22 protein-coding genes are annotated in these 21,798 nt (G+C 69.1%); 9 read left to right on the top strand and 13 right to left on the bottom strand.

Annotation, left to right across the window (positions count from 1 at the left end):
- Window position 1: 1 nt before the first annotated feature.
- Both ACCO44_RS07225 and ACCO44_RS07220 read right to left on the bottom strand, forming a co-directional pair.
- Window positions 2-1,606: an ABC transporter permease subunit gene (locus tag ACCO44_RS07225; RefSeq protein WP_372469102.1), complete on the bottom strand. Its 1,605-nt coding sequence runs from the start codon at window positions 1,604-1,606 to the stop codon at window positions 2-4.
- A gap of 67 nt (window positions 1,607-1,673) precedes the next feature.
- Window positions 1,674-2,882 (bottom strand): extracellular solute-binding protein, encoded by a 1,209-nt coding sequence (locus ACCO44_RS07220; protein ID WP_372469101.1) that lies wholly within the window; start codon window positions 2,880-2,882, stop codon window positions 1,674-1,676.
- Between the two features lie 185 nt (window positions 2,883-3,067).
- Here ACCO44_RS07220 and ACCO44_RS07215 point away from each other — a divergent pair, with 185 nt between their 5' ends.
- From ACCO44_RS07215 to ACCO44_RS07205, 3 genes are all read left to right on the top strand, one after another.
- A complete protein-coding gene (locus tag ACCO44_RS07215) occupies window positions 3,068-3,499 on the top strand; it encodes a hypothetical protein (RefSeq protein WP_029260909.1) in 432 nt (143 codons plus the stop codon).
- 13 nt (window positions 3,500-3,512) lie between these two features.
- The gene (locus ACCO44_RS07210; protein WP_017829222.1) at window positions 3,513-4,001 is read left to right on the top strand and encodes a YajQ family cyclic di-GMP-binding protein; all 489 of its coding nucleotides are present in this window, start codon (window positions 3,513-3,515) and stop codon (window positions 3,999-4,001) included.
- A 290-nt stretch (window positions 4,002-4,291) separates the two neighbouring features.
- A complete protein-coding gene (locus tag ACCO44_RS07205; RefSeq protein ID WP_029260908.1) occupies window positions 4,292-4,924 on the top strand; it encodes a GntR family transcriptional regulator in 633 nt (210 codons plus the stop codon).
- A 7-nt stretch (window positions 4,925-4,931) separates the two neighbouring features.
- On the opposite strand, the gene ACCO44_RS07200 is transcribed toward ACCO44_RS07205, so the two are convergent.
- The 5 genes from ACCO44_RS07200 to ACCO44_RS07180 form a co-directional block, all read right to left on the bottom strand.
- Window positions 4,932-5,939 (bottom strand): alpha/beta hydrolase, encoded by a 1,008-nt coding sequence (locus ACCO44_RS07200; protein WP_262001343.1) that lies wholly within the window; start codon window positions 5,937-5,939, stop codon window positions 4,932-4,934.
- A 62-nt stretch (window positions 5,940-6,001) separates the two neighbouring features.
- Window positions 6,002-7,375 (bottom strand): FAD-dependent oxidoreductase, encoded by a 1,374-nt coding sequence (locus ACCO44_RS07195; RefSeq protein WP_262001344.1) that lies wholly within the window; start codon window positions 7,373-7,375, stop codon window positions 6,002-6,004.
- A gap of 56 nt (window positions 7,376-7,431) precedes the next feature.
- Entirely contained in the window at window positions 7,432-8,493 is a 1,062-nt protein-coding gene (locus tag ACCO44_RS07190; RefSeq protein ID WP_105710451.1) for a polyprenyl synthetase family protein, read from the bottom strand.
- 47 nt (window positions 8,494-8,540) lie between these two features.
- Complete coding sequence (locus ACCO44_RS07185; RefSeq protein ID WP_029260904.1) at window positions 8,541-9,260, bottom strand: class I SAM-dependent methyltransferase; 720 nt, start codon at window positions 9,258-9,260, stop codon at window positions 8,541-8,543.
- Complete coding sequence (locus ACCO44_RS07180; protein ID WP_262001345.1) at window positions 9,257-9,820, bottom strand: hypothetical protein; 564 nt, start codon at window positions 9,818-9,820, stop codon at window positions 9,257-9,259. Before ACCO44_RS07180 ends, ACCO44_RS07185 begins: the two co-directional genes overlap by 4 nt.
- A 56-nt stretch (window positions 9,821-9,876) precedes the next feature.
- Between ACCO44_RS07180 and ACCO44_RS07175 the strand changes: the two genes are divergently transcribed.
- A complete protein-coding gene (locus ACCO44_RS07175) occupies window positions 9,877-11,130 on the top strand; it encodes an isochorismate synthase MenF (protein ID WP_372469100.1) in 1,254 nt (417 codons plus the stop codon).
- A gap of 6 nt (window positions 11,131-11,136) precedes the next feature.
- Here the strand turns inward: ACCO44_RS07175 and ACCO44_RS07170 are convergent, their stop codons facing one another.
- The 3 genes from ACCO44_RS07170 to ACCO44_RS07160 are packed head-to-tail and all read right to left on the bottom strand — an operon-like array spanning window position 11,137 to window position 14,010.
- A complete protein-coding gene (locus tag ACCO44_RS07170; RefSeq protein WP_372469099.1) occupies window positions 11,137-11,979 on the bottom strand; it encodes a polyphosphate kinase 2 family protein in 843 nt (280 codons plus the stop codon).
- Between the two features lie 16 nt (window positions 11,980-11,995).
- Entirely contained in the window at window positions 11,996-13,645 is a 1,650-nt protein-coding gene (gene menD / locus ACCO44_RS07165) for a 2-succinyl-5-enolpyruvyl-6-hydroxy-3-cyclohexene-1-carboxylic-acid synthase (RefSeq protein ID WP_372469453.1), read from the bottom strand.
- A gap of 14 nt (window positions 13,646-13,659) precedes the next feature.
- Entirely contained in the window at window positions 13,660-14,010 is a 351-nt protein-coding gene (locus ACCO44_RS07160; RefSeq protein ID WP_029260899.1) for a PLD nuclease N-terminal domain-containing protein, read from the bottom strand.
- A 74-nt stretch (window positions 14,011-14,084) separates the two neighbouring features.
- Here ACCO44_RS07160 and ACCO44_RS07155 point away from each other — a divergent pair, with 74 nt between their 5' ends.
- The gene (locus ACCO44_RS07155) at window positions 14,085-14,513 is read left to right on the top strand and encodes a hypothetical protein (RefSeq protein ID WP_372469098.1); all 429 of its coding nucleotides are present in this window, start codon (window positions 14,085-14,087) and stop codon (window positions 14,511-14,513) included.
- A 70-nt stretch (window positions 14,514-14,583) separates the two neighbouring features.
- Window positions 14,584-15,234, top strand: a complete 651-nt coding sequence (locus ACCO44_RS07150) for a DsbA family protein (RefSeq protein ID WP_372469097.1) — start codon at window positions 14,584-14,586, stop codon at window positions 15,232-15,234.
- A gap of 14 nt (window positions 15,235-15,248) precedes the next feature.
- Here the strand turns inward: ACCO44_RS07150 and ACCO44_RS07145 are convergent, their stop codons facing one another.
- Window positions 15,249-16,130, bottom strand: coding sequence for an RNA polymerase sigma factor (locus tag ACCO44_RS07145; protein ID WP_372469452.1), 882 nt, complete (start codon window positions 16,128-16,130; stop codon window positions 15,249-15,251).
- A gap of 423 nt (window positions 16,131-16,553) precedes the next feature.
- Between ACCO44_RS07145 and ACCO44_RS07140 the strand changes: the two genes are divergently transcribed.
- From ACCO44_RS07140 to ACCO44_RS07130, 3 genes are all read left to right on the top strand, one after another.
- A complete protein-coding gene (locus ACCO44_RS07140; RefSeq protein ID WP_372469096.1) occupies window positions 16,554-17,360 on the top strand; it encodes a tyrosine-protein phosphatase in 807 nt (268 codons plus the stop codon).
- A gap of 34 nt (window positions 17,361-17,394) precedes the next feature.
- Window positions 17,395-19,473 (top strand): bifunctional lysylphosphatidylglycerol flippase/synthetase MprF, encoded by a 2,079-nt coding sequence (locus tag ACCO44_RS07135; RefSeq protein ID WP_372469095.1) that lies wholly within the window; start codon window positions 17,395-17,397, stop codon window positions 19,471-19,473.
- Window positions 19,474-19,566: 93 nt separating this feature from the next.
- Complete coding sequence (locus tag ACCO44_RS07130) at window positions 19,567-20,391, top strand: nucleotidyltransferase domain-containing protein (RefSeq protein WP_372469094.1); 825 nt, start codon at window positions 19,567-19,569, stop codon at window positions 20,389-20,391.
- A 35-nt stretch (window positions 20,392-20,426) separates the two neighbouring features.
- On the opposite strand, the gene ACCO44_RS07125 is transcribed toward ACCO44_RS07130, so the two are convergent.
- Both ACCO44_RS07125 and ACCO44_RS07120 read right to left on the bottom strand, forming a co-directional pair.
- The gene (locus ACCO44_RS07125; RefSeq protein WP_372469093.1) at window positions 20,427-20,798 is read right to left on the bottom strand and encodes a GntR family transcriptional regulator; all 372 of its coding nucleotides are present in this window, start codon (window positions 20,796-20,798) and stop codon (window positions 20,427-20,429) included.
- Window positions 20,795-21,751, bottom strand: a complete 957-nt coding sequence (locus ACCO44_RS07120; protein ID WP_372469092.1) for a hypothetical protein — start codon at window positions 21,749-21,751, stop codon at window positions 20,795-20,797. The genes ACCO44_RS07125 and ACCO44_RS07120 overlap by 4 nt, the downstream gene beginning before the upstream one ends.
- Window positions 21,752-21,798 lie beyond the last annotated feature (47 nt).

Genomic DNA, 21,798 nt, shown 5'->3' with positions numbered 1-21,798 from the left:
GTCAGTTCAGCTCCTCGAGGGCCTTGGTCTTGCGGAAGCTGATGATCGAGATCGTCGCGACCACGATGAAGATCAGGATGGTGAATGCCGAAGCCAGTCCGTAGTCGCGGGTCTGCCCGGTGAACGCCACCTTGTAGACCATCGAGATCAGGATGTCGGTGTGCCCGACCGGGATCGACACGTCGCTGAAGCGGGGTCCGCCCTTGGTGAGCATGTAGATCAGGTTGAAGTTGTTGAAGTTGAACGCGAAGGACGAGATCAGCAGTGGCGCCACCGTGACGAGCAGCAGCGGCAGTTTGATGCGGCGGAAGACCTGCCACGGGTTCGCGCCGTCCATGACGGCGGCCTCGTTCACGTCCTCCGGGATGCCCTGAAGGGCGCCCATGCAGACGAGGAACATGTAGGGGAATCCGAGCCACAGGTTCACCAGCAGCACCGACACCTTGGCCAGCGTCGGATCCGTGAGCCACGGGATGTCCGCTCCGCCGAAGATGACCTGGTTGATGAAGCCGAAGCTCTCGTTCATCATGCCGGCCCAGACGAGCGCCGACAGGAACGCAGGGAACGCGTACGGGAGGATCAGGATGATCCGGTACCCGTTGCGGAACCGCATCCGGGTGTTGTTGAAGACCAGCGCGAGCAGGAGCCCGAGGAAGAACGTCGTGGCGACCGAGATCAACGCGAACGCGAAGGTCCACAGCGTCACGGCGATGAGCGGTCCGCGGATCGAGGAGTCGGTGACCGCGCGCACGAAGTTGTCGAAGCCGACGGTGGTCTGCCATCCCGGGAGCAGCTGCTCGCCGTCATCGGCGGTGAAGGCTCCCTCGCCGGTGTCGGAGTAGACCGTGCCGGTGGTGGTGTCGGTGATGGTGTCGGCGGCCGCGTCGTACTCGAGCGTCGAGACGTACAGATACCCCTTCTGGCCGTCCGGAGCCCGCAGGGCGCCGTCATTGGGGTCATCGCTGAAGGGAACCGACAGCTTCTCGAGCTCTTCGGAGAGCGTGAACACGGTGGCCAGCTGGAGCGTCGTCCAGCCGTCGACCGCGACGGCCTGTCCGCCCTCGAACTGCGCGCCCACCTCTTCGAGCGGCTGCTCGGCCGTGCCGAGAAGCGCGTCGCCGGAGTCCGGGTCGGTGACCAGGAGACCATAGGTGCCGAACTGTTCGACGACCGTGACCGGATAGGTGGGAGAGTCCTCGACCCGCTCCTGCGCCGACGCGAGGAGCGAGGAGATGGCCTGGTCTTTCGTGCCGTTGTGCCCGGTGCCGTAGTTCGTGAAACCGATGTAGCCGGTGTAGAGCAGGGTGAACACCTGGAACAGGATCAGGAAGATGATGCCCGGCGTGAGGTACTTCGCCGCGATGCGCTTGCGGGAGAAGTAGATGTAGTTGACGAAGACGGCCACCACGACGACGATGCCGAGGATCAGCCATTCCTGGTGGGCGAAGAGCACGAACGCCGCGTACAGCGCGATCGCGTCGACGACGGCCAGCAGGAGGATCTTCAGCAGCATCCAGCCGATCGGGCCGGACGCGGCCTCGGCGATCTTCGCGGCCTGTCGCTGGCGTCGGGTCGGAGGAGCAGTGCGCTCGTCGATGTCTGTCATGTCGTCCTCGTCATGATCCTGCCGGGGCGGACCGGAGCGTCCACCCCGGCAGGGCCAGTGGGTGCTGTTACTTGATCGCGGCGGTCACGTCGTCGACGAGCTTCTGCCACGTCGTCTTCGGGTCCGCGCCGTTGATGATCGCGGCCTCGGCCACGCCCCAGAACTCCCACACCGCGCCCATGGCCGGGATGGCCGGCATCGGCACGGCGTCTTCGCCGACGGCCTGGAAGCCGGCGATGATCGGGTCGGACGCCGCGGTGTCGGCGGCTGCGGTGAGCGCCGGCAGGATGTTGCCGGCCTTGAACAGCTCGAGCTGCACGTCTTCGGTGCCGATGTAGTTGACGAGGAAGTCGTTCGCGGCGACCTTATTCTTCGACTCGGAACTGACGAAGAAGCCCTTCACGCCGGCGAACGGCGAAGCGGTCTCACCGGTCGGGCTCGGGATCGGGTCGATCGCGACGTTGATGCCGGCGTCGGTTGCGGCGCCCACGTTCCACGGACCGGTCAGCCAGAAGGCTGCCGTGCCGTCGAGGAACTGCTGCTTGGCGATCTCGCCGTCGACGTCGGTGTTCAGCACGCCCGCGGCGCCCTGCACACCCAGCCAGTCGGCGAACGCGAAGCCGCCCTCGCTGCCGAGCTGCAGGTCGGTGGGGTCATAGCTCCCCGAGTCGTCGGTGCCGAAGACCGGAGCACCGAACGCGGTCTGGAACGGGTACAGGTGGTACGGGTTGCCCTCGGTGCCCTGCTCGACGACGAAGGTGCCCTTCGAGACCATGTCGTCGAAGCTGGTGGCTGCAGCCGGGACGAGGTCGGCGTTGCGCAGCACCGCGATGTTCTCGACCGCGTACGGCAGCATGTAGACGGTGCCCTCGTACGTTGCGGCCTGCAGCGCGACGGGAAGGTAGTCCTCCGAGCTGTCGCCGAGTTCGATCGGGGCGACGACGCCGTTGGTGGAGAGCTCCCCCAGCCAGTCGTGCGCACCCATGACGACATCGGGGCCCTTACCGGTCGGGACCTGCTGGATGAAGTCGTCCTTCATGTCGTCGACCGACTTGCCCACGAGCTCGACCTTGACGCCGGTCTTGTCCTCGTAGGAGTCCGCCGCGTCCTGCAGCGCGTCCACGCGCTCGGCGTCGACCCAGACGACCAGCTTGCCGCTCCCCTGGGAGTCGGAGGTGTCGTCGCCGCTGGTCCCCGTGGAGCAGCCGGCAAGCGTCAGAGTCGAAACGATGGCGATCGCGCCTGCGGCGGCGATGCCCCTCTTGTTCACCTTCATTGGTGTGTGCCTCTCTCGGTGCTGGTGGCCTGCACATACTGCAAGCGCTTACAGTATGCATCGAACACGGTGGCTTTTGCAACGAAGATGAGCGTCGATACCAAGCCGTGACCGGGATGAATGGAGGCAAGGCTTGTGAAAACGCTTCCATGGGACACGAGACGGAGCGCTCGTAGACTGGGGCCATGACGGATCGTTCCCTTCGCGTCGCGCGGACAGCGGCGGGTCTCCTCCTGACACTGTCGGCGATTGCCCTGAGCGGCTGCACCGCGTTCGCCACGAACTACGCCGTGCTGGATCGAGACGCGGAGGCTGCGGACAGCGTGCCGGACGGGGTGGTCGAGCAGGACTCGGGCGACGTCGCTGACCTCTCGTCGGCGCGCTTGGTCGGCGAGCACTCCGGCAGCTCGATCTGGCTGTTGCGGGGCGTCGAGCCGTCGACGGTCTGCGTACTCGCCTACCGCGACGAGGACGAGTGGGGCATGGGCTGCGGCGGGGAGCGGGGCCCGGTGGAGATGAGCGGACCGGCGGGTCACTTCACGACGGTGCCGGACGACTACCCCACTCCGGACGGAGCCACCAGGATATCCGACAATGTCTACGCGCTCAGCCCCTGAGTAGGATGAAACCATGGCTGACAGCTCATTTGACATCGTCTCGAAGGTGGATCACCAGGAGGCGGAGAACGCCCTGAACCAGGCCCGCAAGGAGATCGAGCAGCGCTACGACTTCAAGGGCACCGGTGCGTCGATCGCCTGGAGCGGCGAGAGCATCCTCATCATCGCGAACACCGAGGAGCGGGCGAAGGCCGTGCTCGACGTGTTCCAGTCCAAGCTCATCAAGCGCGGCATCTCGCTGAAGAGCCTCGAGTCGGGCGACCCGTTCGCCAGCGGCAAGGAGTTCCGCATCGTCTCGACGCTCAAGGACGGCATCTCCTCGGAGAACGCGAAGAAGATCAACAAGATCATCCGCGACGAGGGCCCCAAGGGCGTCAAGAGCCAGATCCAGGGCGACGAACTGCGCGTGCAGTCGAAGAGCCGCGACGACCTGCAGTCGGTCATCGCGCTGCTGAAGGGCGCCGACCTCGATCTCGACCTGCAGTTCATCAACTACCGCTAGGCGAACCTCCCGCCTGTACGACGAAAGGCCTCATTCGGCGAAAGACCGAGTGGGGCCTTTCGTCTGCCCGCGGGCGCGACTTCGGTCTTCCGGAGCCGCGCAGTAGGATCGCATACCGGAATACCGGCCCGAGTGGCCAAGACTGGAGAGGTCGCCGACAGCCGTGTGCCCCCACACGCGTCGACAGGCGTAGATCGTGTTGGAAACCGATGCGACCTCATGATGCGGTGGCCCACCCGGGGCGAATCATGGGGATGCTCGGGAAATGAAGGGCAACTGGGGGCAGGTCCATGAGCATTATCGGATCGACGAGTGTCGGCGAGAGCAAGCAGCTTCTGGCCGAAGAGGTGTTCCACCACCTCGGCAGACAGATCATCGAGGGCACGATCGAAGCCGGCGAACGCATCCGCGACGTCGACGTGGCCGAAGAGCTGCACGTGTCACGAACTCCCGTTCGCGAAGCACTTCAGCGTCTGGAGCGGCTGGGGATGGTGACGATGTATCCGAGCCGGTACACGGAGGTGACCGAGGTGACGTCGGAGACGATCGCGCAGTCGCTCGAGTTCGCCGGGTACCAGGCGGCGATAGCCGCCCGGTTGGCCGTGCCGCGCATCAGCGACGCGCAGCGCGATCACGTCGTGCGCCTCGTGGCCGCGATGCACGCGTCCCTCGAACACCCCGAGACGACCTCGGACGCGCGATGGGCGGTGTTCTCGTATCTCGGAGATCGGAGCGGGAACGCGCAGCACCGAACACTGATGGAGGACGCGAGCATGGTTCTGTTCCGCAACCTCCGCGACTGGGTGGTCCCCGTGACGGACCGCGCTCGGATGCGCGACGTGTACATCGCCTTCGCGGGCGCCGTCCGCGACGGCGACGGCGATGAGGCGGAGCGCCTCGTCCGGACGATGTACTACCTGTGACGCGAGATCAGATCGCCGCGCACCAGCCCGTGACCCAACGCTCGAGGCGTCGGTAGGCGTCCTCGCGCGCATCGTGGCGCGAGAGGAAGACGTCGTGCAGCGCACCGTCGATGCGCTCCACCGTCACACTCGCCCCGAGCCGCAGCGCCGCGCGCGCGATGTCGTCGACGACGAGCACGGAGTCTGCGCTGGTGAGCTCTTCCGACCACCGCGTCGGGGGCACGAACCGCGCCGAGAGCAACACGCACACCGGAGCCGTGATCCCCAGTCCTGCGGCCACGGCCTTGTGCCCGGAGAGGATCGCGTGCAACCAGCCCGCGTACACCGCCATGGTCTGCGCGGGGCGCCAGAGCGGATTCACCTCCATCGGATCATCCGGGTCGGCGACCTCCAGCTGAGCACGGGTGTAGAAGCCCAGGTCGACCTGCGGCGCCGCCTCCATGGGCCGGATGCGAGCCTGCAGCTCCACCATGGGCGCGATCGCCGCCCGCGCCGGCGCGAACTGGAACTCCAGCCAAGGGCTGTTCAGGATCACCGCATCCGCCGCACCAGGATGACGAGACGCCCAGAGGCTCAGGACGAGCCCGCCGGTCGAGTGTCCGAGCAGCACCAGACGCCGGGACGACTCGATTCCGCCCTGCCCCCGTCCCATCGCTTCCAGCGCCGCCCCGATGTCCTCGTCGTAGGTGGCGAGGTCGGCGACGTAGCCGGGCGTCTGTCCGTCGCGGAGGCTGCGACCGTACTTGCGGAGATCGAGCGCGAAGAAGCGGGCACCCCGCGAGGTCCAGAAACGCGCGAGCCGTTTCTGGAAGAAGTAGTCCGACCAACCGTGCACGTAGAGCACGTCGACGCCGTCGAGCAACGGCCACCGTCCACGGATGCGGTTCCAGAGGTCCGGCTCGGCCGGGAGCGCGCGCACCAGGGTGGCCACCACCGGACCCTGCTCATCGGTGCCGAGGTCGAGGGTCAGCTGCTGGAACTCATCGCCGAGCACATCCCGGATCCATTCGGTCATGCATTCCTCCCCCGTCGTCGCCAGGCTAGCCGACGAGACCGGGGACGGCGGAGGCGAACCTCCTATTCGCCGCGGGAGACGCGCACCATCTCGTCGCGCGGCACGACCTTGACGCGGGCGCGCTCCTCGGGAGCACCGAGGGAGATCTCGTGCTCGTCGAGACGGTGCCACCCCTCGAGGTCGGTCCAGCGCACGCCGCGCTCGCGCAGCAGCTCGACGACGGCCTCTTCGGAGGGGTCCTCCGGGTGCCACCAGGAGCCCTGGTCGTTGATGATGTGCCGAACGGTCTCCATGGCGTCGGACTTCGTGTGCCCGATCAGACCCACCGGACCGCGCTTGATCCACCCGGTCGCGTAGATGCCGGAGACCCGCTCGTTGGAGTCCTTCGCGAGCACCTGGCCCTCACGGTTCGGGATGACGCCGTGCTTCTTGTCGAACGGCACACCGGGAAGGGGCGAGCCGAAGTATCCGATCGCACGGTACAGCGCCTGGATCGGCACCTCGCGCAGCTCCCCGGTTCCCACCGCGCCGCCCTGTCCGTCGGGCTGCGTGCGCTCGTAGACGAGTGCCGCGACGCGGCCGTTCTCGTCCTTGCGCACCTCGACAGGGCGCGCCCAGAAATGCAGGTGCAGACGGCGTGAGGCCGTGCCCCCGGCATTGTTCACCGAGTCGCGCTTGCGCCACGACTGCAGGATGCGGTCGATGACCATGACCTGCTTGTTGCTGGCGACCGCATCCTTCGAGGCCTCGTCGTAGTCGAAGTCCTCGTCGTAGACGACCATGTCGACGTCGCGCAGCTCGCCGAGCTCGCGGAGCTCCAGCGGCGTGAACTTCACCTGCGCCGGGCCGCGGCGACCGAAGACGTGCACGTCGGTGATCTCGCTGGCCTTGAGGCCCTCGTAGACATTGGCCGGCACCTCGGTGACGAGCAGATCCTCGGCGTGCTTCGCGAGCATGCGCGCGACGTCGAGCGCCACGTTGCCGTTGCCGAGCACACCGACGGATGCGGCATCCAGCGGCCACTCGCGCGGCACGTCCGGGTGTCCGTCGAACCAGCTGACGTAGTCGGCGGCACCGTAAGAGGCGACCGCATCGATCCCCGGGATGTCCATCGAGGTATCGCGGATCGCGCCGGTCGCGAAGACGACGGCGTTGTAGTGCTTCTTCAGGTCGTCGAGGGTGATGTCCTCACCGAAGCGCACGTTGCCGAACAGGCGGATGTCCCCGCGGTCGAGCACGTCTCGCAGCGCGTTGACGATCCCCTTGATACGAGGGTGATCGGGGGCGACGCCGTAGCGCACGAGTCCATACGGAGCGGGGAGCTGCTCGAAGAGGTCGATCGAGACGTCGAACTTGCGCTCGGCCTTCAGCAGGATGTCCGCGGCATAGATGCCGGCGGGGCCCGCACCGACGATGGCCAGTCTGAGCTTGGTCATGGGAGGTCCTTTCGTATGCCGACGTAACCGGCGCGCGACCCGACGGTCGCGCGCGATCAGCTGGAGCGTTCGGCGAGGGTCTCTGCGAATCGGGTCAGCGCCTCGCGCACGGTCCCACGCGGCAGCGGTGCGAGCGCGTCGACGGCATCCCGCGTCCAGGCGTGCGCGAGTTCGAGGGTCTTCTGCGTCACCCGGTGATCGCGCAGCTCGTCGAGCGGGCCGTCGAGGATCGCGGGGTCGGCGCCATCGGCGATGAGGGCCACCCCGTCATCGATGCGCGCCGCGAGGTCGACGGCGGCGTCATCGGGCTCGGCCTTCAGCAGCAGGTACGGCATGGTCGGGACGCCGGCGCGGAGATCGGTACCCGGCACCTTCCCGGTCTCTTCGGGCTTGGCCGACAGGTCGATCACATCGTCGAGCAGCTGGAACGCGACGCCGATCTTCTCGCCGTACATGCGCAGCGGCTCCTCGTACTCGCTCGGCGCGTTGGAGAAGATCACACCGCCCTGCGTGGCGGCGGCGATGAGAGAGCCGGTCTTGTCGGCGAGCACCTGGATGTAGAACGCGATCGGGTCGTCGTCCTGCTGCGGCCCGAGGGTCTCGTGCATCTGACCGAGGACCAGGCGCTCGAACGTGTCGGCTTGGAGCCGGATGGCGCGCTCACCGAGCCGGGACATCAGCTGGCTGGCGCGGGAGAAGAGGATGTCGCCGGTGAGGATGGCGATGTTGTTGCCCCACACGGCATGCGCCGCCGGCACGCCACGACGGCGGTCGGCGCCGTCCATGACGTCGTCGTGATACAGCGAGCCCAGGTGGGTGATCTCCAGCGCCTTGGCGACATCGATCACCTCGGAGGTGTTGCCGTCGCCGAGTTGGGCGGCGAGCAGCGTGAGCACGGGACGGATGCGCTTGCCGCCCGCCTCGTACAGATAGCGGCTGGCCGCATCGGCCAGCGGGTCGGCGACCCGGACGTCTTGGGCGAGGCCGGTCTCGACGAGCTCGAGGCCGTCTTCGATCGCGCGCGCGACCTTGCGTGCGGCAGGGCCGATGAACACGCGGTCGCTGAACCCCAGACGGCTGGCCAGCCGTGAACCCGGGGCGATGGGGCTCGAAGTCACGGTCCCAGCCTACCTGCGCCGGGATGCCGCAGTTGCGTGCGCGGCGCTCACGCGGGCTTGCGCGCTCGGTGCAGGGCCACGATGCCGAACGTGAGGTTGCGGTAGGCCACGTCGCCCCACCCCGCCTCGCGGATCCAGGCCGATAGCTTCTTCTGGTCGGGCCACTCGCGGATCGACTCGTTCAGGTAGTCGTACGCGTCGCCGTTCGTGCCTGCCACCCGGGCGACACGGGGCAGCACCTGCGCGTTGTAGAACCGGTATGCGCCGCGGAACAGCTTCCCCGGAGGCGTGGAGAACTCGTTGATCACGAGCCGGCCGCCGGGCTTGGTCACCCGATACAGCTCGCGCAGCGCCTTCTTCGGATCGTTGACGTTGCGCAGCGCGTACGACATCGTGACCGCGTCGAACTCGGCATCCGCGAACGGCAGCGCCGTGGCATCCGCCTGCACGAACGAGAGGTTGCGCATCGCACCGTGGCGACGTTCGCCCTCGGCCAGCATCCCGGGCGAGAAGTCGGCCGCGACGACGTCAGCACCGCTGCGGGCGAGCGACGCCGACGACGACGCGGTACCTGCCCCGAGGTCGAGGATCCGCTCCCCCGGCTTCGGTGCGACCGCACGGGTGGTCGCCGCGCGCCACAGCACGTCGTTGCCGAAGGTCATGGCCGTGTTGGTGCGGTCGTACCCGGCGGCGACCTGGTCGAACATGCCGCTGACGCGGGCGGGGTCCTTGCCGAGGTCGGCGCGGTTCTTCTCGTTCGAAGTCACGCGTTCAGTCTAGGCGCGAGGCCCAGGGCTTCGAGGCGGTCGAGCCACGGATCGGCGGTGGCATCGTCGAACGGTACGACCTGCGCGCGCACCCGATCCTCCAGGTCGAGCGCGAGCGTCTCGAGATGCTCCATGACGTCGACGGGATAGCCGTAGCGGACGCTGTGCTCGGCCCACTCGTCGCGGTCGTCGACCCAGGTGCCCCGGGCCCCGGCCACGCGCACGACATCGAGGTCCATGTCGATGCCGGTCGCGAGGAGCGGGTCGTCGGACCAGTGGATGTCCCACCCCAGGTCGATGTAGATCCGCATGCCGCGGCGGTGGCGACGGTTCACCGTCACGGCGTGGTCGCCGCTCGCCGGAACGAGCGTGACGTTGGGTCCGCCCGCATGGAACTCGGCCCCGGGCCGGAAGCTGTGCCAACCCACCGGCTGCCCGATCCAGTCGCCCCATTCGTCGGCGCCGAGATACACGCACTCGTGCCGCCAGTGCGGCGACCCGTCCCACTTGCGCCACTGGAAGACCATCTCGGTGCCGGGTGCGGGGCGTGCAGCGCTCATCCGTTCACCCTACGTCGGCGCAGATCCGTGCCGTGAGAGCGGCATAGGCTGGATGCGTGCACACCACCCACCTGGTCGTGGAGACCCGAGAGATCGACCCGGTCGAAGACCTCCTCGCCTACGCGGATCCCGCCCGCCCGCTCGCCTGGCTGCGGCGCGGAGACGGCATCGTCGCGGTCGGCGAACCGCTGGCCGAGGTCCGTCAGCCGTCGGCGGCCGGACTGTCGCGCACTGCGGCGCTCGCGAACGCCTGGCGAGGCATGGTGGCACAGGCCGAGAGCTCCGACCCCGTGGACCTGCCCGGCAGCGGGCTGGTGGCTTTCGGCGCGTTCGCCTTCGACGAGGAGTCGGCGGCCGACAGCGTGCTCGTCGTGCCGAGTCAGGTGCTCGGGCGCCACGGCGATCGCTTCTGGGAGACCCGCATCCGCCTCGCCGCATCGCCCGTCTCCGAGGAGCCGTTCGCGACCCAGCCGTACGGTCCGCACTGGGCCGGCACCGTCGGACCGGGCGCCCAGAGCCCGCAGGGCTACCAGAACTCGGTGCGCCGCGCGCTCACACGCATCGCCGACGGCGAGCTGAGCAAGGTCGTGCTCGCGCGCGACCTCACCGGCAGCGTCCCGGCCGGGTCGGACCTGCGCCGTCTCGTGCGTGCCCTGTCGACCGGCTACCCCGACACCTGGGCCTTCGCCGTGGACGGGCTGATCGGCGCGAGCCCGGAGACCCTCGTCACGGTGCACGACGGCACCGTGACCGCTCGTGTGCTCGCCGGTACCATCGGCCGGGGAGCGGATGCGGACGCCGACACCGCGGCATCCTCCCACCTCGCCTCGAGCACGAAGGATCTCGACGAGCACCAGTACGCCGTGCAGAGCGTGCTCGCCTCGCTCCGGACGCACACCCGGGCGTTGGCCGCGAGCGAGCAGCCCTTCCTTCTGAAGCTGCCGAACCTCTTCCATCTCGCGACAGACGTCGAGGGCGAGCTCGCCGACGGCGAATCGGCGCTCGACCTGGTGCAGGTGCTGCATCCGACCGCCGCCGTCGCCGGCACCCCGACGCCCGCGGCCATCGCCGCCATCCGCGAGCTCGAGCCCTTCGACCGCGGCCGTTACGCCGGCCCGGTCGGCTGGGTGGACGCCGCGGGCAACGGCGAATGGGCTATCGCCCTGCGCTGCGCACAGTTCACGGCAGGATCCGGGGAGATCGCGGTGACGGCATACGCCGGCGCAGGGATCGTCGCGGGCTCGGACCCCGAGAGCGAACTGCTCGAGACGCGGGTGAAGTTCCGGCCGCTGGTCGACGCGCTGGCCTGAGCGCGCTCAGCTCGCGGCGAGGCGCTTCTTCTCGGCCTCGACGTCGAAGTCGGCGACCGGCCACTGCGGGTCGATGTCCTCCAGGGCTGCGAGCAGCAGCTCCTGCACCGCGAGGCGGGCGTACCACTTGGCATTCGCCGGGATCACGTGCCACGGGGCCGCCTCGGTGGAGGTGCGGTCGAACACGGTCTGGTACGCCTGCATGTACTGCGGCCACAGCATCCGCTCGTCCACATCGCCGGGGTTGTACTTCCAGTACTTGTCCGGGCGCTCGAGCCGCTCCATGAGCCGCTCCTTCTGCTCCTCCGGCGAGATGTGCAGCATGACCTTGACGATGCGGGTGCCGGATGCCGCGACGCGCGCCTCGAACTCGTTGATCGCGTCGTACCGGCGCTCGATCTCCGCGGCGTCCGCCAGCTCGCGCACCTTGCCGATCAGGACGTCTTCGTAGTGGGAGCGGTCGAACACCCCGATGAAGCCCGGCTCCGGCAGACGCTTCTCGATACGCCACAGGAAGTCGTGGCTGCGCTCCTCGGGTGTCGGCGCCTTGAACGCGGCGAGCGCGACGCCCTGGGGATCGACCCCGCCGACCACGTGCCGCACGATCCCGCCCTTGCCGGCCGAGTCCATCGCCTGCAGCACCAGCAGTACGGCATCCTTCGCCACCCCGACCCGACTCTCGGCGAACAACCTCTCCTGCAGATCGTTCAGCTTCTCGAGCCCCGCCGCGAGGTCACGGGCGCCGTGCGACTTGCCGCCGACGTATCCGGGCTTGGTATCGGGGTCGAGATCGGCGAGGCGGAATCCCTCGCCCACTCGTAGCGTCTGCGTCCAGCGGTGCGCGTCCATACGCACATCCTGCCAGTCAACGCGGCAGCGGCACCTCGATGATCTGACGGCCGCCGCGCGGAGTGGTCAGCGCCTGGTCGAGCGCCGTGCGGGTCGTGACCCTCTGGTACTCCCAGCCGTAGGCCGACGCGAGGTGCTCCAGGCGCACGGTGTGCGGGGTGTAGAAAGCGCGATCGAGGTCGGCCGGCGACGCGGACCCTGCGACCTCCAGGGAGTCGAAGATGGTGCCGCCGCCGTCGTTGCCGACGATGACCTGGAGCCGGGGCTCGGTCTCGTCCGGAGGCAGCAGCAGTGCACCGACGTCGTGCAGGAAGGCGAGATCACCCAGCAGCACCCTCGTCACACCGGGGGCTCCGGCTGCCTGACTGGCGAGTGCGATGCCGGTCGCCGTCGCGATGGTGCCGTCGATCCCGGCGAGTCCGCGGTTGGCGTGCACGGGCACCTTCTTGCCGCCGAGCACCTGATCGGCGACGCGCACCAGCCGCGAAGAGCCGAACACCAGCCGGTCGTGCGGCCAGGTGGCACGCCACACGGCGTCGACCAGGAGTGCACGGTCGAGCGGGCGGCGGACGGCGTCGAGCTCGGCCTTGACGGCGTCCCTGCGGGCGGCGAAGTCCGTGGAGGCCAGCCCGTCGGGGTCGGGGGCGTTCTCGCTCAGGTCGACGACCTCGGCGGCCGAGGCCTGGAGCCAGTCGCCGAGCCAGGCGCGATCGGCGGGACCGGGCGCGACGGACACGGCGCCGACGGCACGGGTGCGGTGGTTGAGGTTCAGATCCTCCCCGCCTCGGCGCACCGTGATCACGTCGACATCCGTACGGGCGAGGAGTGCTGCCACCTCACGGCTGAGCGTCGGGTGGCCGAGCACGACGACCCGTTCGATCCGGCCGCCGAGCTCGTCGCGCGACAGCAGCCGACGGTAGCCGTGCACGACCTGTCGCCCGAAGCGCGCACCGCTCACGATCTCGGCGATCAGGGGCCAGCCTCCTGCGTGGGCGACCTCTTCGGCATCCGCTCCCGCATCGGCGCCCGCGATCACGACCGTCCGCGGACCGCGCTCGAGTGCGAACGGCTCCTCCGCGAGCGGACGGGGTGCTTCGCCCGGGGCTGCCGTGGTCGCGGTGAGGTCGCCCGAGAGCGGTTCCCTGGCGGGGAGGTTCAGGTGCACGGGGCCCGCAACGCCGGGCAGCGCGCCATCGACCTCGCGCGCGCCCATCGCGCCCGCCACAGCACGCTCGGCGAGCCCGGCCCATTCACCGTCCCCCGGAACCGGGGCATCGATCTGGTCACGCACCCAGGGGTGGAAGAGACCTTCTTGGCGCGTCGCCTGATTCGCTCCGACGCCGCGGAGTTCGGGCGGACGGTCGGCGGTCAGCAGCAGCAGCGGGACACCGGCGTGGAAAGCCTCCAGCACCGCAGGAAGCAGGTTGGCGACGGCCGTGCCCGAGGTGCAGATCACGGCCACGGGCACACCCGTCTCCCGGGCGATCCCGAGCGCGGTGAACCCGGCGACGCGTTCATCGATGCGCACGTGCACGCGCACGTGCCCGTCATCGGCGAAGCGCACGGCGGCGAGCGCGAGCGCCTGCGAGCGCGAGCCCGGCGACAGCACGACGTCGCGCACACCGTTCGCGACGAGGTCGGCGATCAGGGAAGCCGCGGCCTCCATCGCCGGCGACGACGTCACGGGCGCGGGTCCGAGGCGGGAGGCTCGTCGGTCTCCTCGTCCAGACGGGCGAGTTCCTCTTCGAGGCGGCGGATGCGGGCATCCTGCTCGGTCTTGCTGATGCTGCGCAGGAACGCAGGATCGTCGTCCGGCGCGATGACGGGGCGGGTACCGGAATCGTTCGCACGGCGCCGGCCGATCACGAACCAGAGGATTCCACCGATCACGGGGAGGAGCACCACGATCGCGATCCAGGCGGCCTTGGACACACCCCGGTGCCGCGTCGCCGGCTGCACTGCGCAATCGACGATGCTGTACACCCAGAACACGGCGGCGAGGAAGCCGCCGACGATCAGTAGTCTCGCCACCCCTCCAGTGTAGGCGTGTCAGCGGTGGCCCGGCCCCGGAGAGACAGAGGCACCGTTGCTAGACTGCGCGGGAAATGCTGCCCTCACCGCCGGATCGGATGCTGCGAGCGCGGGCTGATCGGACGCTGATCGCCCGCGCGATCACCGCCGTCGGCCTCGCGCTCCTGCTGGTGATCGGCGCCTGGTCCAGCTCCCACGGCCCGGCCGATGTGCACGCCACCCTCTGCCTCGCGTCCGGCGTCTCGTCTCCGACTGACACCGTGTCCGCCGGTGGTGGCCCCGACAGCGCGACGGCCATCGACGTGCTCTCCTCCGACATCGGCGTCTGCGTGCTCGCCGTGCTGTGCGGCGTCGCACTGGTGCTGCTGTTCCTCCGGCTTCGCGGTCGGGGCTCCCGGCCCCTCCGCACCCGCGCTCCCCGCCTGACGTCGCCGAGCCGTGCCGGCCCGCGCCTCATCGTCCCCGCCCTCTCCCTGACACAGCTCTCGATCTCCCGCACCTGACCCCCGACGCGTGCAGCGAGCCGCCTCGCGCGGCATCCTTCCCCGTCGTACCCCTGTGTCTGGAGACCCCATGAAGAACTCTGTCAAAGCGACCCTGATCGCCATCGCCGTCGCCATCGTGCTGCTGATCGTCGGCATCGTGTTCGCCCTCAACCAGAAGGCGACCACCGCGCCACCCGAAGGCGAGGAGCGGCAGACCGTGCGCACCGACTCGCACGTGCTCGACGACGGCGGCGAGGGCGCCGTCACCGTGGTCGAATTCCTCGACTTCGAGTGTGAGGCGTGCGGGGCGTTCTACCCGATCGTCGAAGAGCTGCGCGAGAAGTTCGACGGCGAGATCACCTACGTCGTCCGCTACTTCCCGCTGCCGGGGCACATCAACTCCACCCAGGCCGCCCTCGCCGCCGAGGCGGCGGCGCAGCAGGACCGATTCGAGGACATGTACCACCGGCTGTTCGAGACCCAGGCGCAGTGGGGCGAGCAGCCCCAGGAGACACCAGAGGTGTTCCGTGGCTTCGCCGAGGACCTGGGCCTCGACATGACTGCCTACGACGCCGCGATCGCCGACCCCGCCACCGCGGAACGCGTGCAGGCCGACAAGAGCGACGGCGAGAAGCTCGAGGTGAGCAGCACCCCGTCGTTCTTCGTCGACGGCCGGAAGGTCGAGCTGCAGGAGTGGGACGACCTCGAGCAGGCGATCGAGAAGGCCGTCAACGGCTGACACGGCACGCCGGCTCAGGCGCCCTCGGAGGCCGAGGCGCTTGAGCCGGCAGCCTGGGGTGACAGCAGCATGTCAGCGAGCAGGCGCCGCGCATTCCGATACCTCCCCCTCGCCGTGGACGCGGGGATGCCGATGATGCGCGCCGCCTCCTCGAGCGTGAAGCCTTCCCAATGCACGAGCCCGATCAGATCCCTCAGATCGTCCGGGAGCCGGCGGACCGCATCACGCACATCGATCGCCTGGGCATCGTCGTGCGTGTGCGGGTGGGTGGCCAGGTGGCCCCGCAGTCGCTCCGCGAGCTTCCACCGCCGCACGGATGCCCGTTCGGCGTTCGCGAGGATCCGCCTCGCGACCCCGAACAGCCACATCCGCGCCTCGATGTCGTCCTTCGGCAGGTCGTCGATCCGCCGCCATGCCGTGAGCATCGTCTCGGACAGGAGATCGGCGGCGTCAGCGCTCGCCGTTCTCCGTTCGAAATACGCCAGCAGATCCGGCGAGCATGCCGAGATGCAATCGAGGGCACGGGCTCGGGCGCCCCCTCCCGACACCGGGTTCGCCGGCCCTCCTCCGTGCAGATCGCCTGCCCGCTCGAGGCGATCATGTTGTCCGGCCGCTCGGGGTCGAACCCGCGCTCCTCGAGTTCGGTGATGACGACGTCGTTCACCGCGCGCGACATGGCCATCTGCGCGATGACGTCGTCGACTGTGGGGAGGGCGGAGCGGCCCGATTCGATCCACGAGCGGGCGGTCTCGGTGACGTCGGGCTGCGCTTCCAGCCGACGCTCCCACTGCGCGGGATCGGCCGCCGCGACGACGTCGGTGTCCCGGAAGATGCTCTGGATCGCCGCGCGCACCTCGGGATTCTCGGCCGTGATCTCGCCCACCCGCTCCTCGCATTCGATCCCGCTGGGCAGCACATAGGTGAACGTCCCGTCCGGCGTCTCCGCCCACGGCCGCCAGAGGCCTGTGGCCGCGGCCGCTGCGCCGCCCGCCAACAAGAGGGCGACACCACCGGCGGCCGCGATCGCTCCGACCCGATGGGAGCGAGTTCGCCGACCACGCGTTCTCGTCGCGACCGAGAGCCTCGCCAGCTCCCATTCCAGCTCCGGCGTTCGCGGCGCGATCAGCTCGCCCGCGACCTGCAGCGCGCGGTCCAGATCGTCATCCCCGATGCCGCGCATCTCGTTCTCCTCGATTCGGTCCATACCTGTATATGTGCAGCACAGGACGAAACGTCCACGCCCACCCCGAAACGGTGAGAACGCCGGATGTGCACTCCCGATACGCTGAGACCAAAATCAGGAGAGGGCCCGGACGACCATGGAACTGACGTCGATTCTGCAGGGGACGCACAACGCTCGAGAGCTCACCGGGCTCCCGCTCACCGGCGGCGGAACGCTCGCCTCCGGTCTCCTCTTCCGCTCCGACGCCCTCGCAGGGCTCACCGACGAGGGGCTGCAGGAGCTCGTCGACCTCCGCATCGGGACCGTGATCGACCTGCGCACCGACGGCGAGCGCTCCCGCGCGGCGGACCGGCTTCCCGAAGACGGCAGCGTCACCCTGCTGCCCCTGCCGATGCAGGGCGGCGCCATGGACGAGATGGTGAAGCAGCTGCTTCCCGCGGCGGGCGGCGCGAGCCTGTCGGTCACGCAGGTCGCCGACGTGCTCAAGCAGGTGCCGACGCTGGAGGGACTGTACGTGGCCATCCTGGAGGCGAGCGCCGCGCAGTTCGCGACCGTCGCGCGCACCGTGCTCGCCGCGTCGCGCACCGACAGCCCCGGCGTGCTGTTCCACTGCACCGCGGGCAAGGATCGCACCGGACTCGCGGCGGCCATCCTGCTGTCGGTCGCCGGGGTGCCGCGCGAAGCGATCGTCGAGGACTACACGCAGACGGAGAAGAACCTGGCTCTCGGTTTCGCCGAGGCTCTCACCGCGCTCATCACCTCTCTCGGCGTCCCCCTCACGCCCGCCCTCAAGACGCTGGCAACCGAGTCTCCCGCCTCGGCAATCGAGGCGGCCCTGGAGTGGATCGACGCGAACCACGGCGACGTCTCGGGCTATCTGCGCAGCGGCGGCATGACGAACGACGAGATCGCGGAGCTCCGCCGGGTGCTGCGCGGCGAGTAGCCACAGCACGGAGCCCCCTCGCTACGCTGAGCGCATGACTGAGGAGCGCTCCCCCACGCCCCGCCCGGCCATCGCCGTCGTCCGCCGCATCCCGGCGACGCTGATCATGGCGCTGCTCATCCTCATCGTCGGGGTCGCCTGGAACGGGCTCTGGGCACCGTTCGAGGACACGAAGCTGTTCCCGACCGTGGCCTACGGTCTGCCGAACCTCGTCGACGGCAAGTGGTGGACCCCGCTGACCGGCACGTTCTTCGTGAACCAGCCGTGGGTCTACGTGTTCACGATCGCCGGCTTCTGGGGCATGGCGTACCTGGAGTTCCGGCGCGGATCGCGGGTCGCACTCGCGTACTACTGGATCGGTCAGCTGTTCGCGATCTTCGCCACCGCGCTGCTGCTCCTCCTGCTCTCGCAGTTCCCCTGGGAGTGGGCCACGACCCAGGCGCAGGCGCTCGACGTCGGAGCATCAGGCGGAACCATGGCCTGCATCGCCGCGGCCGTCGGACTGTTCCGCCCACCGTGGCGGGTGCGCGGCTGGCTGATCCTGCTCGGCTTCGTGTTCATCGCGATGCTGTTCTGGGGCAAGATCGCCGACCTCGAGCACCTGCTCGCCGTGCTGCTGATCCTCGTGGTCGACCGCTCGCTGCGCGTGCGGCACACGACCGTCCGCGAGCAGAGGCTGATCGCGGTGATCGCCATCCTCGTGCTCGGCGCGGTCGAGATCATCACGACCCTCCTCCCCACCGACGGCCCGTTCGGCCCGACCGAACCCGCATCGGGTGGCTTCATCGACCTCGCGATCGACGTCGTCGTGATCCTGGTGCTCGTGAACGGTCTGCGCCGCGGCCGCCGCTGGACCTGGGTGCTCGCACTGCTGCTCGGCCTCTTCAACGTCCTGGTCGCGGCGCTCGTGCTCACCCTCATCACCGTCTTCAGCCAGGCCCAGGTCGACTTCCGCTGGGACGGCGAGACCGAGCTCTCCCTGGCGAACGGTTTCCTCTGGTTGGTCATGCTCGTCTACCTCATCTGGGTGCGCCGGGCGTTCGGGGCCAGGCGCAAGACGAAGCTCGGCATCCAGCCCTCCCCCACGGCGGACGACATGAAGAAGGAGCTGCGCACGCACGGCGGAGGCACCCTGTCGTGGATGACGACCTGGGACGGCAACAGCTACGCCCGGGTGACCGGCGGCATCGTCGCGTACCAGCGGCGCAACGGCGTGGCTCTGGCGCTCGCCGACCCGATCGGCCCGGCGGATTCTCGCGCCGAGGCCGTGACGGAGTTCATCCGCACCGCTGAGCAGGCAGGTCTCGTGCCGTGCTTCTTCAGCGCCGATGAGGCCACCCGGGCCGCCGTGCCCTCGACCTGGCGCAGCATCGTCGTGGCCGACGACACGATCGTCGACCTGCCGGGGCTGGAGTTCACGGGTAAGCGGTGGAACTCCGTGCGCACCTCACTCAACAGAGCCGGCCGCGACGACATGACCTTCCGGATGACGCACCTGAAGGCCGAGTCCTGGGGTGTGCAGCAGCAGCTGCGGGCGATCTCCGAAGCCTGGGTCGGCGACAAGGATCTGCCGGAGATGCGCTTCACCCTCGGCACGCTCGATGAGGCGGAGGACCCGGAGGTGCGCCTCGCGCTGGCCGTCGCCCCCAACGGCGACATCGACGGGTTCCTCTCGTGGCTGCCCGTGTACGGCGGCGACGGTGCGGTGCGCGGGTGGACGCTCGATCTGATGCGCCGCCGCGACGGCGGGTTCGGCCCGGTGATGGAATATCTCATCGGATCCTCAGCGAAGCAGTTCTCCGAGGAGGGGGCCGAGATCATGTCGCTCTCCGGCGCTCCCCTCGCCCACGACTATCCGCCGGATGCCGGTGTGATCGCCGCGCTGAGCGAGCGACTCGCGGATGCCCTGGAGCCGGTCTACGGCTTCGGCTCACTGCACCGTTTCAAGCAGAAGTTCCACCCGCGCTACGAGACCATGTACCTCCTGTTCCGCGACGAGAGCGATCTCACCCGCATCGGCGGCGCGCTCACGCGGGCGTTCCTGCCGGATGCCACCCTGCGGCAGTTCGCCGGGGCCGGACTCGAGCTCGTCCGCGGCGGTGGAAGGGACTGACTATTACGTTTTCCGGATAACACAACGCGATGCGGATTTCCGGATATCACCCGCCCCGCACCCGGCGGGCACGACGTGAGTACGATCGGTGTCGTGCTCGATGAAGACCGCCTCCGCTCCATGGCCGACGAACTCACCGGCGTGCCCGGTGTGCGCGCCGTCACACTCGGAGGCAGCCGAGCCCGGGGCACGCATCGCCCGGACTCCGACATCGACCTGGGTCTCTATGTCGACGCGGACGTCGACCGCGCGGGCCTGGGGCGTGTGGCGAGCAGCTGGACGGGTGCGCCCGTCGAGATCGCCGAACGGGGCGGCTGGGGTCCATGGGTCGACGGCGGCGCCTGGCTGATCGTCGACGGCGTGCCGGTCGATCTCATCCTCCGCGACGTGGACCGGGTGGCGGAGCAGTGCGCTCGCGCCGCGAGGGGCGAGTTCGCGTTCCACGCCCAGCCGGGGCATCCGCTCGGCTTCCTCGACGTCGCCTACGCCGGCGAGGTCGCGACGAGTGTGCCGCTGCGCGACCCGGAGGGGATCCTGATCGGCCTCGCCCGCAGCGTCACCCCCTACCCGGAGGCACTGCGGGACGCGTTCCTCACGAACCTCTGGCAGGTCGACTTCCTGCTGAACGCCGCCGTGAAGGGTGCGAAGTCCGGTGACGTCGCCTACGTGTCGCTGTGCGGGACCACGACGACCATGCTCACCGCGCACGCCTGGCACGCCTCGGCCGGCAACTGGGTCACGAACGAGAAGGGGCTCGTCACGAACGTCGCTCGCCTGCCGATCGACACCCGCGGGTTCAGTGCGGCGGCCGCCGAGGCGCTCGGGAGTCTCGGCACCTCCCCCGAAGAGCTGCTCGCATCGATCGTGCGGCTGCGGGAACTCCCGCGCCCGGTCGCGCACGCGGCGGATGTCCGCTGACGAAACCACGCGACGCCCGAAGGCCCCGGATCGGCTCAGTGCGCCGCGGGCGTCTGGGGGTGCAGTGCGAGCCAGGCGGTCCGGACGGCACTGAGGGCCTGGTCGAGGTCGAGATCGCCGATGGTGCTCACGTAGCGCTTCGCCGCACGCTGAACCTCTGGAGGATGTGCTTTCCCCGGCGCGACTCGGGTTCCTCGAGTTCTGCTGGTTTCGATGAGACCTTCGGATTCGAGGGTCGCGTAGGCCTTCGCCGCCGTCCCGGCCGCGACGCGCAGATCGGCGGCGAGTTGGCGTATGGAGGGCAGTCTCTGGCCGTCGGCGAGGTCCCCGGAGCGGATCAGGTCGGTGATCTGCCCGCGGATCTGCTCGAAGGGGACGACGCTGCTCTGCGGATCGAAGGTGATCATCGAGGCAGTCCCGCAGGCGCGGACTCGGCGTTCCGCGGACCGGCCGACGCTCCGGCGGCGAGCGCCGCGTCCGGGAGCGTGAAGGCCCAGAGCGTGGCGAGCGTGAGGACGACGATGCTGCCGATCATCAGGACGAGTCCCGCTCCCGCAAGCGTCTGACCGAGCACGTCCCAGATCGCGGGGACGCCTTCGAAATACGTGTTGTGCATCGCCGACCCCGATTGGAGGGCCGTACCGCCGAACTGGAGCAGGAGCATCGCGCCGCCGACGGCGAGGATGATCCGATTGGTCGCCCGCCGCCAGCCGGCATCCACGTCGGCGCGCTCACGCTGGGGCAGTGCGGGCGTGGAGCTGACGCGCCAGAGCGCGAGGAACGTGGCTGCCACGAGGACCACCGTCGCCACGAGAAGAGGAACACCATAGAACCAACCGGGGTAGGGGCTGCTGGCGCTGGCGGAGTCCGCGGTCTGGAAGGCGATGGTCCGGTAGCGGCCCGATCCGTCCGGACTCGACGTCACCCCCGTGAAGATGAGGAACGCGACCTGGAGGATCACGGCCGCCGCGAGCAGGCCCGCTCCCAGCGGGGGCACGAACGACAACGGCGTCCGCGGTGTCAGGGACGCCTCGCGTGCGGCGCCGGAGGCGACCACGACCGCACGAGGCGGGGTGGCGGAGTAGAGAAGCAAGCCCGCAGAGCCGCCCAGGGCAGGGGCGAGAGCGATCGGAAGTCCCACCAACGACTGCAGGAAGGACCCGGCCAGAAAGAGGGCGACGATCACGGCGCCGGAGAAGACGACGGCGATCACCGCCCGCCGCCTGGCCGCGTCGAGAAGCGACTGGACGGATGCCGCCAGCGGCTCGATTCGCCGTGGACGGCCACGGACGACCAACCACACGACGGCGACCACCGCCGCGACGCAAACGATGTATCCGACAAGCGCGATCCCCGCCATGATTCTGCCTCCGTGTATCACTCAGGTGATACAGAGTCTGCCCGTGG

The organism is Microbacterium maritypicum (assembly GCF_041529975.1).
Classification (GTDB): Bacteria; Actinomycetota; Actinomycetes; order Actinomycetales; family Microbacteriaceae; genus Microbacterium.
Note: the sequence above shows the minus strand (reverse complement) of the source record. Positions and strands in the feature narration are given on the sequence as shown.

Coding starts and splice junctions, on each gene's coding strand:
- ACCO44_RS07225 (WP_372469102.1), bottom strand. CDS start 1,606: ATGACAGACATCGACGAGCGCACTGCTCCTCCGACCCGACGCCAGCGA.
- ACCO44_RS07125 (WP_372469093.1), bottom strand. CDS start 20,798: ATGATCACCTTCGATCCGCAGAGCAGCGTCGTCCCCTTCGAGCAGATC.
- ACCO44_RS07150 (WP_372469097.1), top strand. CDS start 14,584: ATGAAGAACTCTGTCAAAGCGACCCTGATCGCCATCGCCGTCGCCATC.
- ACCO44_RS07140 (WP_372469096.1), top strand. CDS start 16,554: ATGGAACTGACGTCGATTCTGCAGGGGACGCACAACGCTCGAGAGCTC.
- ACCO44_RS07135 (WP_372469095.1), top strand. CDS start 17,395: ATGACTGAGGAGCGCTCCCCCACGCCCCGCCCGGCCATCGCCGTCGTC.
- ACCO44_RS07155 (WP_372469098.1), top strand. CDS start 14,085: ATGCTGCCCTCACCGCCGGATCGGATGCTGCGAGCGCGGGCTGATCGG.
- ACCO44_RS07210 (WP_017829222.1), top strand. CDS start 3,513: ATGGCTGACAGCTCATTTGACATCGTCTCGAAGGTGGATCACCAGGAG.
- ACCO44_RS07215 (WP_029260909.1), top strand. CDS start 3,068: ATGACGGATCGTTCCCTTCGCGTCGCGCGGACAGCGGCGGGTCTCCTC.
- menD (WP_372469453.1), bottom strand. CDS start 13,645: ATGGAGGCCGCGGCTTCCCTGATCGCCGACCTCGTCGCGAACGGTGTG.
- ACCO44_RS07200 (WP_262001343.1), bottom strand. CDS start 5,939: ATGACCGAATGGATCCGGGATGTGCTCGGCGATGAGTTCCAGCAGCTG.
- ACCO44_RS07220 (WP_372469101.1), bottom strand. CDS start 2,882: ATGAAGGTGAACAAGAGGGGCATCGCCGCCGCAGGCGCGATCGCCATC.
- ACCO44_RS07180 (WP_262001345.1), bottom strand. CDS start 9,820: ATGAGCGCTGCACGCCCCGCACCCGGCACCGAGATGGTCTTCCAGTGG.
- ACCO44_RS07205 (WP_029260908.1), top strand. CDS start 4,292: ATGAGCATTATCGGATCGACGAGTGTCGGCGAGAGCAAGCAGCTTCTG.
- ACCO44_RS07145 (WP_372469452.1), bottom strand. CDS start 16,130: ATGCGAGGAGCGGGTGGGCGAGATCACGGCCGAGAATCCCGAGGTGCG.
- ACCO44_RS07170 (WP_372469099.1), bottom strand. CDS start 11,979: ATGGACGCGCACCGCTGGACGCAGACGCTACGAGTGGGCGAGGGATTC.
- ACCO44_RS07120 (WP_372469092.1), bottom strand. CDS start 21,751: ATGGCGGGGATCGCGCTTGTCGGATACATCGTTTGCGTCGCGGCGGTG.
- ACCO44_RS07195 (WP_262001344.1), bottom strand. CDS start 7,375: ATGACCAAGCTCAGACTGGCCATCGTCGGTGCGGGCCCCGCCGGCATC.